Annotated in this window: 11 protein-coding genes; 3 read left to right on the top strand and 8 right to left on the bottom strand. The window is 72.4% G+C overall.

What is annotated here, in order from left to right:
* Positions 1–270 precede the first annotated feature (270 nt).
* The 8 genes from WMF39_RS07380 to WMF39_RS07345 form a co-directional block, all read right to left on the bottom strand.
* Positions 271–1,347 (bottom strand): hypothetical protein, encoded by a 1,077-nt coding sequence (locus WMF39_RS07380; RefSeq protein WP_437744838.1) that lies wholly within the window; start codon positions 1,345–1,347, stop codon positions 271–273.
* Between the two features lie 308 nt (positions 1,348–1,655).
* The gene (locus WMF39_RS07375; protein WP_437744837.1) at positions 1,656–2,201 is read right to left on the bottom strand and encodes a dihydrofolate reductase family protein; all 546 of its coding nucleotides are present in this window, start codon (positions 2,199–2,201) and stop codon (positions 1,656–1,658) included.
* Between the two features lie 243 nt (positions 2,202–2,444).
* Entirely contained in the window at positions 2,445–3,707 is a 1,263-nt protein-coding gene (locus WMF39_RS07370; RefSeq protein WP_437744836.1) for a hypothetical protein, read from the bottom strand.
* A gap of 612 nt (positions 3,708–4,319) precedes the next feature.
* Positions 4,320–5,429 carry a hypothetical protein gene (locus WMF39_RS07365; RefSeq protein ID WP_437744835.1) on the bottom strand — a complete coding sequence of 370 codons (1,110 nt, stop codon included), beginning with the start codon at positions 5,427–5,429 and terminating at the stop codon, positions 4,320–4,322.
* Between the two features lie 371 nt (positions 5,430–5,800).
* Positions 5,801–6,271, bottom strand: a complete 471-nt coding sequence (locus WMF39_RS07360) for a hypothetical protein (protein ID WP_437744834.1) — start codon at positions 6,269–6,271, stop codon at positions 5,801–5,803.
* A gap of 10 nt (positions 6,272–6,281) precedes the next feature.
* A complete protein-coding gene (locus WMF39_RS07355; RefSeq protein ID WP_437744833.1) occupies positions 6,282–7,484 on the bottom strand; it encodes an MFS transporter in 1,203 nt (400 codons plus the stop codon).
* A 45-nt stretch (positions 7,485–7,529) separates the two neighbouring features.
* Entirely contained in the window at positions 7,530–8,783 is a 1,254-nt protein-coding gene (locus tag WMF39_RS07350) for an outer membrane protein assembly factor BamB family protein (RefSeq protein WP_437744832.1), read from the bottom strand.
* A 29-nt stretch (positions 8,784–8,812) separates the two neighbouring features.
* On the bottom strand, positions 8,813–10,024 hold the full coding sequence (locus tag WMF39_RS07345; RefSeq protein ID WP_437744831.1) for a DNA polymerase IV: 1,212 nt from the start codon (positions 10,022–10,024) through the stop codon (positions 8,813–8,815).
* 209 nt (positions 10,025–10,233) lie between these two features.
* Here WMF39_RS07345 and WMF39_RS07340 point away from each other — a divergent pair, with 209 nt between their 5' ends.
* From WMF39_RS07340 to WMF39_RS07330, 3 genes are all read left to right on the top strand, one after another.
* Positions 10,234–11,607 (top strand): hypothetical protein, encoded by a 1,374-nt coding sequence (locus tag WMF39_RS07340; protein ID WP_437744830.1) that lies wholly within the window; start codon positions 10,234–10,236, stop codon positions 11,605–11,607.
* A gap of 128 nt (positions 11,608–11,735) precedes the next feature.
* A complete protein-coding gene (locus tag WMF39_RS07335) occupies positions 11,736–12,353 on the top strand; it encodes an RNA polymerase sigma factor (protein WP_437744829.1) in 618 nt (205 codons plus the stop codon).
* A 5-nt stretch (positions 12,354–12,358) separates the two neighbouring features.
* Positions 12,359–13,339 (top strand): tetratricopeptide repeat protein, encoded by a 981-nt coding sequence (locus WMF39_RS07330; RefSeq protein WP_437747954.1) that lies wholly within the window; start codon positions 12,359–12,361, stop codon positions 13,337–13,339.
* Positions 13,340–13,621 lie beyond the last annotated feature (282 nt).

The following is a 13,621-nucleotide window of genomic DNA, read 5'->3' as shown; positions in this document are numbered from 1 at the left end:
GGGGAATTCCCCGCTCCGCCGGAAGGATGGGGCCGCCAAGACGCCATGAGGCGCCAAGATTTTATGTTTTTCTTGGCGTCTTTGGCGTCCTTGGCGGTTCAAAAGCCCCCACCTTCGGCCAAAGTACGCCGCCACACCGCAGTTATGTGAGACGGGGAAGCTGGGTCGGGCTGGAGCGCACCGGGGAGCGCGCCCTCGATGATCGATGAGGCGGCCCGGACGCTCGCTCCGCGCAGCAGCGCGAGAGCGAGCGCCGCAGGCCCTCGTGGATCACTCGCCGAGGGGATCCAGCCTCGAGCCTGGCACGGTCTGGTAATCGCCGAGCAGGAAGCCCTGCAGCCCGTCCGTGAACTCGAACGGACCGATCACATTGACCACCTCGCCGCTCGCGCCGCCGGCGCCGCCCTCGCCGCTCGTGCCGCCAGCGCCGCCCTCACCGGTGGCGCCCGCCGAGCCGCCCTCGCCGCTCGTGCCGCCAGCGCCGCCCTCACCGGTGGCGCCCGCCGAACCGCCCTCGCCGCTCGTGCCGCCAGCGCCGCCCGAGCCGCCCTCGCCGCTCGTGCCACCAGCACCGCCGGCGCCACCCGCGCCGCCGGCACCGCCCGCGCCGCCCTCGCCGCCGGCACCGCCCGCGCCGCCCTCGCCGCCGGCACCGCCCGAACCGCTCGAGCTGGCAGACCTCGTGACGGTGATGGAGTCGATATAGACGACGGTCGGGTTGGCCCAGGGCCCCTCGGCACCTGCGTCGACCTTGACGCCGATGCGCTTCACCTGGGTCTTGTTGAACATCGCGGACGCCGCGGCGGAGTCATCGACGTCGATGGTGAGCTCGGTCCACTCTTTCAGGTCGCTGAAGCTCGTCCACGCCCAGGGGACGCCCGCCCAGCTCTGTGCATTGCCGTTCTGCACGAAGACCTGCAGACCACCGCCGGTGGCGGCATGAGCCTTCACACGGAACGTGACGGTGGCGCCCGTCAGGTCGACCAGCTGAGCGAAGTCGAACTGGAACAGCGTCCCCGTGGAAGGCGTGGTGAGCGGCACAGCCAGCCGGGCGCAACCCGAGCAGCTCTCCTCCGGACCGGGCCCGATGTCGGGGGCGCCGCCGCCTTCGCCGCCTTCGCCGCCGGCGCCGCCGTCGCTGCCGCCCGCGCCGCCTTCGCCGCCAGCGCCACCGTCGCTGCCGCCCGCGCCGCCTTCGCCGCCTTCGCCGCCGCCCGAGCTGGTCGAGCTGCCGCTGGAGCTCGACGTCGTGCTGGAGCTGGCCCCACCGCCCGCACCCCCCGCACCGCCGCTGCCGGTGGTGTCGTCATCACCGCAACCCGTCATGGCGAATGCGCCGACCAGCATCCCGCACATTGCCAAAGAAAGAACTGATCTCATCCTGACCCTCTCCTGATGTGCACCACGAGGCCACGCAGCCCGGGCCGCCGTTCGCCATGGCGGTTGCCACCGCCCGCTAGCTCCTCCGAGCCAGCCGCGTGGCGCAAGCTACCCTGGGCAGAAATTTTTCTCAACAGCCCGAACGTGTGAGCGCGGCAACCAGATCAGCTCCGTCGAGGCGCGGCGCTCAGCGCCCGCCCGACAAAAGCGCCGCGGCGGGCCCGACGACGGCGTCGCGACGGAATCGTGCGGCACGCCCTCGCCGGGGCGGCCCCTCAGGCGGCGCCCCCGCGCTTCACGTCGTACCGGAGGAGCGAGACGCCGTTCGCGTACGACGTCGCGCCGAGGAGCGCCAGCTCGACCTTCCTGGAGCTGCCGCCGAAGAGCCGGACCCCGTGCCCGAAGACGATGGGATTCACCTTGAGGACGAGCTGATCGATGAGGTCGTGATCGAGGAGGAAGCCGGCGAAGGCGCCGCCCCCGCAGAGATAGATATCGGCCCCGGCGCCCTCCTTCAGCCGCTTCAAGACCGCGATCTCGTCACGGTCCACGACCTCCACCTCGGCGCCCTCGCCGAAGCGGAGGGTCTTCGAGAAGATGTAATGTGCCATGTGCGGGTAGGCTCGCTTCCCCGGGACGAGCCCGAAGGGATAGCCCCACTCGTACGTCCTTCGCCCCATCACGACGGTGTCGTAGCCCTTCAGGCGCTCGACGTAATCGGCGACGTGCTCTCCTTGCATCGCGAAGCCGTCCACCGAGCCGTCCTCGTGCGAGATGAAGCCGTCGACCGTCACCGCGATGTCATAGACGACCTTTCTCATTCGAATCCTCCTTGAAACGCTGTCCTGAGCTCGCCGTGGGTCGGTCCATCGAGCGCGCGGGGTCTCGGCGCGTCGAAGCCATTCTCATCGCGCAGCTCGCGCCAGCGCAACCAGAGAAAGCTCGCCGGGGGGCTTTCGAGCCCCTCCGGCTGGCGTTGTCACGAGTTCAGGCTGTTGGATGCTCTGGCGCGCCGTGCGTGCTTCGCTGCGTCCGGTGCAGCGTGCTCCCCGGCTGGCCCGGGATCACTCGGCGATGTGGGTCAGCAACGAGCCGGCCACCGGCATGTAGTTGCCGACCACCATCGGCTCCGCGCCGGCCGTGAACTCGAACGGACCCACCACGTGGATCACCTCTCCACTGGAGCCGCCGCCTTCGCCGCCCGCGCCGCCGACACCGGACGAGCCGCCTTCGCCGCCCGCGCCGCCGACACCGGACGAGCCGCCTTCGCCGCCCGCGCCGCCGACACCGGACGAGCCGCCTTCGCCGCCGACACCGGCCGTGCCGCCTTCGCCACTGGCGCCGCCCACGCCGCTCTCGCCGCCGGCGCCGCCCACGCCGCTCTCACCACCGGCGCCGACATCACCGCTCGTTCCACCGGCGCCGCCCACGCCGCTCTCGCCGCCGGCGCCACCTTCGCCGCTCCACCCGCCGGCGCCGCCCTCACCGCCGGCGCCGCCCTCGCCGCGCTCGCCGCTCGGTGCGGCGCCTCGCGCGGCGCTCGGAGTGCCGGGCTTCGTGACGGTGATGGAGTCGACGTAGATGACGGTCGGGTTGGTCCAGGGCCCGCTGCCGCCCGCCGTGAGCTGGAGTCCAATCAACTTCACCCGGGCGCGGTCGAAGTTGGGACGCGATGGGGCCAAGGCGTCGACATCGATCGTGATCTCTTTCCAGTCTGCCAGCCCGGCGATCGGATTCCACGAATAGCCGATGTTCGCATAGAACAGGTCCGCCCCGTTTTGCACGAACGGTTGCACGCCGCCGCTCGTACCGGCGTGGGTCTTCACACGGAACGTGACCGTGCTCCCCGTCAGATCGACCGGCGAGGCAAACTCGATGAAGAACTGCGTCGCGGTATTCGCGGTCGTGAACGGCACGGACAGCCGCGCGCAGCCGGAGCAACGCTCCTCCGGGACCGAGCTGCCGCCGCCTTCACCCGAGCTGCCGCCGCCGCCGACACCCGGGCTGCTGCCGCCGTCGCCCGAACCACCGCCGCCATCGCTCGAACCACCGCCGCCATCGCTCGAACCACCGCCGCCGTCGCTCGATCCGTTGCCGCCGTCGCCCGCACCCCCGCCGCCATCCGCGTTTGAACCGCCATCACCCGCGCCGCCGCCGCCGTCAGAGCCCGAGCTGGTCGAGCTCGACGACGTGCTGGAGGTGGACGAGCTCCCGCCGCCCGTCCCGCCCGCACCGCCGCTGCCGGTCGACTCGTCGTCACCGCAACCCGTCATGGCGAACGCGCCGACCAGCACCCCGTACACCGCCAAAGAAAGAACTGATCTCATCGTGACCCCTCCTGGATAGGCCCCCGCGAGGCTGCGCAGCCGAAGCCGCCGTTCGCCGGAGCGGCTCTCACCGCACTCGATCGCTCCCGAGCCAGCCCCGCAAGCAGCGACATTATCCTGGACAGACAACTTTCTCAACAGCCCGGACGTGCGAATCCGTCACCAGAACCCAACGCGCTTGGCATCGTTCGGCGCTGGCGCTGCTGCGAGCGCGGCAGCCACATGAGACCACCTGTGGAGTCGAGCCCGAGCGCGGCGCAGCGGCCACATGCGACCACCTACGGAGTCGCGCAAAGCGAGGCGCGGCAGCCACATGAGACCACCTGCGGAGTCGAGCCCGAGCACAGCGCGGCATCCCGAGAGCGCAGATCAGCGCTCTGTCGTGCCAATCGCTTCCTCAGCGACCATCGTCGCCGCGACGACGCCGCCGACAGCGCACCTCGTTCATTCAAGGCACCTCCGGACGCGGCAGCGCGCTCGGCTCGCCGAGCGTGCCGAGCCCCTCGCCGTCGCGTCCGGAATCGTCGTCAGATCGGTGCAGAAGGATGCTTCAACACGTGTCTCGTGGACCTCCCTGACGGGGTACAGGGGGCGCCACGGGATAGCCAGGGGTCACGGGGCGACGTGGGTCACCGTCGAGCCTTCCACGGGCTGGTAGTCGTTGACCACCATCGGCTCCTCGCTCGTCGTGAACTCGTACGGACCCCTCACATGAATCACATCGACGCTGGAGCCGCCGCCTTCGCCGCCTTCGCCGCCTTCGCCGCCTCCGCCGCCTTCGCCGCCTCCGCTGCTCGCGCTGCTGCTGCTGCTCGCGCTGCTGCTGCTGCTCGCGCTGCTGCTGCTGCTGCTCGCGCTGCCGCCGCCTTCGCCGCCTTCGCCGCCCGCGCCTCCGGCCCCGGCCACCCCACCCGCGCCTCCGGCGCCGCTCATACCCCCCGCGCCGCCATCGCCGCTGGTGCCGCCCGCGCCTCCGGCGCCGCTCATCCCCCCGGCGCCGCCTTCACCCCCGGCGCCGCCTTCGCCGCGCTCCCCGCTAGGGCCAAAGGAGAAGCGCTGGCTGCTCGGAGCCCCTTCGCCTGTGCCGGGTCTCGTGACCGTGACGGAGTCGACATCAACAACGGTCGGATTGGACCAGGGCCCCGTGTTGCCCGCCGTGACCTGAACCCCGATCATCTCCACCACGGTGCGGTTGAAGTTTGGATTTGCCGGAGCCAGCGAATCGACATCGATCTTGAGCTCCGTCCACTGTCCCATGTCGACAAGCGGGTTCCACGAGTAGCCGATGTTCGCATAGCCGAGATCGCCCCCGTTCTGCACGAACGGCTGCAGAGCGCCGCTCGTGCCGGCACGGGTCCTCACGCGGAACGTGACGGTCGCGCCGGTCAGGTCGACCTTCTCGTGGAAGAAGATCATGAACTGTGTGGCCTGCATCGCCCTCGTGAGCGGCACCGAGAGCCGCGCGCAGCCAGGGCAGCCATCGCCCGGATCAACGACGCCTCCACCCACACCGCCGCCGGCACCACCACCTGCGCCGCCATTACCGGTGGTTGCTGCGCCGCTCGAGCTGCTGGTCGCGCCCGTCAAGCCCGACGATGTGCTCGGGGGGAAGGGGAAGCCCCCGCCCGTACCGTCCTGGTTCGCGGGGTTGTCCGTGCAACCCATGACGGCGAACGCGAAAACCAACAACCCACACCCCGCCGTGGAACGAACTGTTCTCATCCTAGCCCCTCCTAGATCCATCCCGCGAGGCCCCGGCCAATGCCGCCGTTCGCCTTCAGCGGCTCCGACCGCGCCCGAGCTCCTCCGAGCCAAACAGCACGGGATGAGACTATCCTGGACAGAGCAACTTCTCAACAACACGGACGTGCGGATCCGTCGTTACAGTTCAGCGCATTTCGCGATCAGCGACGCCGGCGCCAATGCGCGTGAAGAGGCCACATCATGCCACCTGCGAAGTCGCGTCCGGAGCGCGGGCGCCCGCCGGCGCCAGCGGCTGAGCGTCCCTGGCTGCTCGGCCGTGGTGTGATGTCGAGGCGACGGCGGCGCGCGGTGCCCGTGGCGAGGCCACATCGGTCATCGGGGCGCAGGGCTCAACGCCCACCCGGCGACGGGGCCGCGGTGGGGTGGAGTAGCATCATGGCAATGGCGATCACATAAAACGAGAGGCCGACCAGCAGGAACGCGATGGCGACACGGTAGATCGTGGTCTTGCGATCCCGGTAGGCGAGCGAGGCGAAGAGCCAGCCGCGCAGGTCGTCGCCCGGTTGCTCGGTGAGCCAGCGGATGTGCTGCACACCCCAGACGATCAGGGTCGCGGAGAGCAGGACGATCGCCACGCCGGCGATGATCAGCCCCTGCGCGTGGGGGCTGGTGCCGGCGATGAGGCGGCCGGAGAAGCCGGTCGTGGTGATGACGATGCCGCACAGACCGATGAGCACCTGAGCGCGGTTGTGGAGCACGGAGAACTGCCGCTCCAGGATCCCGTGGATGACGTCCCAGGACCCGGCGCCCACGAGCTTGATGAGCCGGTCCACCTCGTCCTCTCTCTCGATCTTCTTCATGACAGGCGCCCTAGCACCGCGGCGCCGGCGCCTCATCACGCCGCGCCGCGCGCGCGACGAACAGGCCGAACGCCGCGCTCGTCAGCGCGACGAGGAGCGCGCCCGAGGCCCACAGCACGGGGCGGTGCCCGTAGCGATCGACGCCCATCCCCACGACGGGCCCGAGCAGCACGAAGGCGAGGCGGAAGAGGAAGCTGCGGAGCGAGACGCAGCTCGCGCGATCGCCGTCGGGCGCGAGGCGCTGCTCCTCGTGGTGGAGCAGCGGCATGTGCAGCCCGCGCACGAGCGTGAGCAGGAAATAGAACGCGACCCCGAGCACGTGGCGCGAGAGCGCGAGGCCGAGGTACCCGGCCGCCACCAGGACGACGCACGCGAGCAGCGTCCCCGTCATGCCGAGGCGGCGGCCGGCGCGCTCGCTCAGCATCGAGCCGAGCGCGGTGGTGAAGCTCGCGAGGGCCCACATGGGGCCTATCCACGCGACCGGGGCGCCGGCCTCGGTCGCGTACAGCGCCATGAGCCACGTCGGCAGGTACGACGCGAGCGCGAGCGCGACGCCGAGCAGCAGCACCGCGCGGAAGTCGGCGCGCTCGAACAGCGCGTCGCGCACGATCGCGCGCATGCGGCCCAGGTGGTCCTCGACCTTCGGCTCGGCGCGCCGCGTCTCGCCGAACCGGAGGGCGATCCCCGCCGCGAGCGCCCAGGCCGCGGCCTCCATCGCGAACGGCAGGCGGGACCAGCGCGCATAAAGGAAGCCCGCGGCGAGCGCGGCGCTCCCCGAGGCGATCTGCGCGATCGAGCGCATGCGGCCGTACCAGCGGGCGAACTCGTGCTCTTTGCCCTGCTCTCGCAGCGAGTCGAAGAGGAGCGCGGAGTCCGCCCCCGAGACAAGGGAGAACCCGACGCCGAGCACCAGCTCGGCGAGCAGCACCGACCAGAGCCCGCGCGAGAGCGCGTAGAGGACCCAGCCGGCCAGGATACAAAAGGAGGCGATCACGAGCGCGCGGCGGTGGCCCAGGCGATCGGCGATGTAGCCCGACGGGAACTCGAAGAGCGCGATGCTCAGGCTGAACGCGCCCTGCACGGTCATCATGGTGGCCACGCTCATGCCGATGTCCTGCGTCCAGAACAGCGGGAAGATGGCCGCCGGGAACATCAGCGATTGAACGCCGTGGTAGACGCAGATGCGCCAGGGGTTCTGCTGGACGGACGACATGGCGGGGAGCCCTGGAGCCCGCGCTGCCGCGGGAGCGCCGGAAGCCTAGAACTCGGTCCCGATCATGTACCTGAGTTGCCCCGTCTTCAGCGAGAACACGTAAAGCGCCGTCCAGCTGGCGAAGAAGACGTCGTTCGCCGAGATCGAGATCCCGGACGAGACCTGCGACTTCTTGTGGACCTGCACGTCCCACAGCCGCTTGCCGGTGCCGGCCTCGAAGCAGGCGAGGCGCGTGCCGTCCTTGTGATCCTTCATGTCATAAGGGACGACCAGGAACCCGCCTTCATAGGCCCCCGCGTCCACCCCCGTGGGCCTCGTGGTCAGCGGGTCGACGCCGGGCACCACCATCTTCCAGAGGACCTTCTTCTTGTCCACCGCGGCCACCATGCCGACCTGGCTGCCCTTGCTCCGGCCGCCGAGCAGGAACCGCGGCCCGGGCCCGCTCGGGATGATCGCGCCGCTCACCGACATGCCCTCGACCTCATGCGACCCGGGCAGCCCGAGCTCGTCGAACTCGTGCCAGCGGGCGAACCGATAACCGGGCGCCTCTTCCTGGATCGAGCTCGGAACCGTCTTGCAGGCCGCGCCCTTCGCGAGCTCGCGCCGGGTCCCGGTCGCCGGATCGAGCCCGTGCTTCACGTCGTCGACCGTCTCGACGACGATGACGCCGTCGCCCTGGCACAGCCGCCTCGCCTTCTCGCCGAGCAACGCCGACCACGACGGCGTCCCGGTGCGCAGATCATAGGCCTGCACCTTGCCGAGCGCGTCGATCGAGATCAGACGGCCGGAGGCGATCGCGCGCCGCGCCTCGTGGTTGGCCGCGTCCTTGGTGAGCGCCGCCGTCTTCCAGATCGGCTTGCCGTCGCGCCCGTCGTAGGCCGCGATCCACTCCTCGCCGGCGGGGACGTTGCTCTTGCCGATCACGTCCGGCGCGCCGTCGCCGTTCACGTCGGCGAGCATCGGCCGATCGCTGAAGTACGCCTTCGGTCCCAGGCCGGGGAGCGGCGCCGACCGGCCCTTGGACGGCCCCGACGCGCTGAACACGAAGGCGCCGGCGGCCGCGCCGGCCACGACCATGGCCATGACGACCGACATCACGATGACCCCCGCCGCGTTGCTGGACGGCGGGGCGACCCGGACGACGTGCATGCCCTGCGGGATCGGCGCGGTGGTCGGCTTCCTGCCGCGATCGATGAGCGACCGCGCGCCGCAGTACTGGCAGGTGACTGCATCCATCGCCGGCTGAATCGGCAGCGGGGCGCCGCAGCGCGGACACCTGGAATCGACGATACGAGCCATCGTCCCACTCTACACGAGCTCGAGACCGTCTATTTCTTCTTCTCGCGCTCGCCCGGGGCCGCGCGCGACGTCGCGCGGCCCGAGGGCGGGGGTCCCAGCAGCGCCGCGCGGGTGAGCCCCTTCCCACCGAAGCGCTCGGCCACCTCCGCCACGACGCCCTCGAGGCGGCGGCGGCGCTCGGAGGCGACCGGGAACAGGCTCAGCGTCGGGCCGCCGGTCTCGCTCGTCAGGTCGCTCGCGGCGACGCCGACGAGCCGCACGGGCCGCGAGAGATCGAAGCGCGACAGCAGCCCCTTCGCGCAGGTGTAGATCGAGTCCGTGTCGCTGACCGGCTCGGACAGCGTCGTCTGGCGCGTCCGCAGCGTGAAGTCCGAGTACTTGAGCTTCACCACCACCGCGCGGCAGGACAGGCCCGCCTTGAGCAGGCGCCGCGCCACGCGGCCCGACAGATCGAGCAGCCAATGCTCGATCGGCTCCCTGCCCCGGAGGTCCTCCTCCACGGTCTCCTCCGCGCCGATCGACTCAGCCGCGCGGCCCGGGACGACCGCGCGCTCGTCGACGCCCGCGGCGAGCAGCCGCACGTGCTCGCCCCACGCGGGGCCGAGCAGCTCGTGGAGGCGCGGCGCGGGGCAGCGCGCGAGATCGCCGATGGTCGCGAGCCCCGCCGCGCGCAGCCGCTCGGCCGCGCGCGGGCCCACGCCCCACATGCGCTCGAGCGGCAGCGGCGCGAGGAAGGCGGCGACGTCGCCGGGGACCACGACGAGGCCGTCGGGCTTCCGCAGATCGCTCGCGATCTTCGCGGCGAACTTGCAGGGCGCGACGCCCGCGGAGGCCGTGAGCCCGGTCTCGTCGCGGATCGCGCGCTTGATCTGCGCCGCGATCGCCTCGCCGTCGCCGAAGAGCGCGCGGCTCGCGGTCACGTCGAGGAACGCCTCGTCGAGCGACAGCCCCTCCACGAGCGGCGTGAAGCGGCGGAAGATCGCGAAGACCTGCGCGCTCACCTCGGCGTAGCGGGCGTGCCGCACCGGCACCACGATCGCCTGCGGGCAGCGGCGGAGCGCCTCGACCATCGGCATCGCCGAGCGGGCGCCCGAGGCGCGCGCCTCGTACGACGCGGCCGCGACGACGCCCCGCCGGGAGGCGCCGCCCACCAGGACGGGGCGGCCTCGCAGCGACGGGTCGTCGAGCTGCTCGACCGACGCGAAGAACGCGTCCATGTCGATGTGGAGGATGTGTCGCATCGGTGCTGCTCTTCTGTACCGCCTCGCCGCCCGCGCGCCGCGGTGAAGCGGGTGAAGCGGGTGAAGCGCCGAAGCGCTGAGCTGAAGGCCGAACGCCCGCGGCGGCGCCGTGCTGCGCGGTGGCGTCGTCGCTCGTTTGCTGCTACGGGTCGACTCTACTTCTTCCTTCGTCAGCCGGACACGTTGGACCGCGTCGCGGATCGTGAGTCATGACGTCGAGCGCCGCACGACCGAACTGCCCCCGTTGCGCCGCGCGCCGGCGCAAGGCGCCCGCGCTGCTCGCGGCGGGGTGGCTCGCGCTGGCGTCGGGCGCGGCCGCGGCGGACGAGCCGCGCGCCCCGGAGCGCGCCGGCGCGGGTGATGCACCCGCGGCGCAGCGCGCGCTCGTGCTGATCGTCGCCGGGCGCCCGGGCTCGCCGCTCGAGGCGCACGCCGCGGCGCTCGTCGCGGCGCACGTCCGGCCCTCGGGCGTCGGGCTCCACGTGGTCCGGCGCGCGCCGGCGCCCGCGCTCGATCTGCACGAGCGCGTCGCGGCGGCGCGCTCGCTCGTGGAGCAATGGTCCGCGCACGGCGCGCTGTGGATCGAGGCGGGTCCGGGCAACGAGCTCGCCCTGTATCTCTTCCCTCGCGGCGGGGAGCGCGTGTACTCGCGGCGGTTCCCTGCGCCTCCCGGGCGGACGTCCGTGGCCGTCGAGGCGCTCGCGAACGTCGCGGGCTCGGCGGCGGCGGAGGCGCTGGAGGGGCCCATCACCGGGGCCGGGATGGCGAGCGTCGACGTCGGCGGCGCCGAGCAGGCCGCGCCCGCCGCGCTGGCGCCCTCGCCTGCGCAGGCCGCGCCGCCGCCGGACGCGCCCGCGCCCCCCGCGGCCCCTCCTGCCCGGCCACCATCGCGGCCCGCACCAGCGCCGGACGAGCGCCCCGCGCCGCCGCCCTCGACGCTCGAGCACGCCGACGCCGCGTGGTGGCGGCGGTGGTTCCTCTCGGCCGGTTATGCGGGCGGCACGTTCGGAGAGCACGTCCCCTGGCAGAGCGCCGTCTCGCTCTCGCTGTCGTGGGCGCCCACGCCCGATTCGTACGTCGGCGCCGGCTACGACTGGATGGACACACAGCACCTCCAGGTGGAGCGCGCGGGCCTCGATCTGGATCTCGATCGGACACCGCTCTTCGCGAGCGGGGGCCACCGATTCGACATCGGGAGCGGGCGCTGGGCCTTCCATCTCGGCGGCCGGGCCACCTTCGACGTCGTCTCGCGGAGCGGCGCGTGGCGAGCGCCGCACGCGCCCTGGAGATCGCCGGGTCCGCCGGAAGCGTCCTCGCCGGAAGGACCGCATCTTTCGTCCGACAAGCGCGTGACCGACCTGCTGATCAGCGTCGCGCCCACGACGGGGCTGAGCCTCCGGATCTCCGATGAGCTCCGCATCGCCCTCTGGACCAGCCTCGACGTGCCGCTGAACCGGCTCTCGACCCCCGCGCCGCGGGTCGCCGATCTCCAGCCGGATCCCCTGCGCTTCCTCGGTGGGATCGGCCTCGAGCTCGGGCCGGCCGCGCGGAGCGCCCCGCCTCGTACGGTCGCGGGGCGGTGACGACGGGGGCGCGGCGGGCTCTCGCCGCGTCGGGCCACCGTCGCGCCGGGCCACCCTCATAAAAATGACCCGATCGTGCCCGCGGGAGGCACAGGGTCACCGTGATCGTGGATGGACAGGCTCTCCTCATGGGTGTGCGCGTCACGGAGGGGACGCGCGCTCACCAGGCCGAAGGTCCCCTCGTCTCTTCCATCGATCTCGAGCGGACCCGCCGCGCCGGGGCGGGTGATCCCGCGGCCCAGGCGTGGCTCGTGGCCAGGCTCCTCCCGGGCGTCCGGCAGGTCGCGCAGGCGTTCCTGCGGCGCTCGGCCGACGCGGACGACGCGGCGCAGCTGGCGATGCTCGCCATCCTGAGGGCCGTGCCCGCGTACCGGGGCGAGGCCGTCATCGAGGGCTGGGCGCGGCGCATCGCCGTGCGGACCGTGCTGCGGTACCTCCGCGCCCTGCGGCGGCGCGACGCCCCCATCGCAGGCGACCTGTCGGACGCCGAGGAGGTCCCGGCGTCGTCGCGCGGGAGCGCCCAGGAGGCGCTCCCGCGCCACGTGCGCGATTACCTGGGGGAGCTGCCCGAAGCCCAGCGCGAGGCGCTGATCCTGCACCACGCGCTCGAACACACCGTCGATGAGATCGCTGAGATGACCGACGTCAGCCCGGACACCGTGCGCAGCCGCCTGCGCCTCGGGATCGCCGCCCTGCGAAAGCGGGTCCGGCAGGACATCGCCGTCGGCCGGAGAAGATCGCCGTGAAGACCATGATGGCCCATGCCTCGGACGAGGAGCGCTGGATCGCGATCGTCGCGGCCGAAGGTCGCGGGACGCCGATCGGGCCCGAGGACGCCGCGTTCCGCCGCCGCTACGAGGAGGCTCACCCGGAGCTCGCCGGCGAAGCCGCGCTCTGGGCCGACCTCGGCCGGCTCGGCGCGCGGCGCGGCGGGGCTCTCGGCCCCGTGGACGACGACGCCCTCGCTGCGCGGATCCTCGCGCAGGCCGCCGGCGAGGCGGGGGCGCAGCGCGTCCCTGCGCCAGAGGAGCGCCCCAGGCGGCGCGCGATCGTGCGGCGCGGGGTCGCGGGCACCTTCGCCGGCGTCGCGCTCGCGGCGACGTTCCTGGCCGCGCTCGCGGCCGAGCTCCTGATCGACCGCGACGTGGCGCCCCCGCCCCCGCGCGCGCCAGACGCGGCGCCCGCGCAGGCCAGCGCCGGGATCGAGCCGCCGCCGCGCTCCCTCGACGTCCAGCCCGCCGCCACGGCGCCCGCGCCGAAGGAGTCGCCCGACGCGGGCGTGGTGGAGGCCGCCGGCGCGGCGGCCGCTCCGAGGGCAGCGCGCGAGGGCCACCGCGGCGAGGCGCACCCCGGTCCGAGCGCCGACGAGCTGCTGCGCGACGCCCAGCTGGCGCTCGCCGCCGGCCGCGACGCCGATGCGTCGGCCGCGTACCTCGCGCTGCTCGCGCGCCATCCGGGCAGCCCCGAGGCGCGCGTCGCGCTCGTATCGCTCGGCCGGCTCTCGCTCTCCGGAGGAGATCCCGCCTCGGCCCTCGGCTATTTCGAGCGGTACCTCGCGGCCGGGCGCGGCGGGCTCGGCGCCGAGGCGCGCTATGGCCGCATCGAGGCCCTGCGCCAGCTCGGGCGCGGAAGCGACGAGCGGGCCGCGATCGACGACTTCCTCTCACGCCACGGCGACAGCGTCTACGCGGCCCGGCTGCGCGCCCGCGCGGAGGGCGCGGCCGAGCATTGATGGAGCGTTGATCCTCCTCGCGACACACCGTCAAATTCATTGACCCGCTCTCGCCCCCGGCGGGCACAAGGAGGGCAGGCAGCCGCGCCTGAAGCGCCCCGCTCTACTACTCCAGCCGCACCTGGTCCGAGGCGCGGCTGGAGGCCTGAGGAATACCCTCATTTCGTGGCCCTTTTCAGCGAATTGAACAGGGAGGCTGGGAGACAGGGAGTATTTTGAATCTCTCCTCCCCGTCTCCCCGCCTCCCTGTGAATTTTCTAAGAATTTCACGGTCGGCGCCCC

The organism is Sorangium sp. So ce1504 (assembly GCF_051521635.1).
GTDB lineage: Bacteria > Myxococcota_A > Polyangia > Polyangiales > Polyangiaceae > Sorangium > Sorangium cellulosum_B.
Note: the sequence above shows the minus strand (reverse complement) of the source record. Positions and strands in the feature narration are given on the sequence as shown.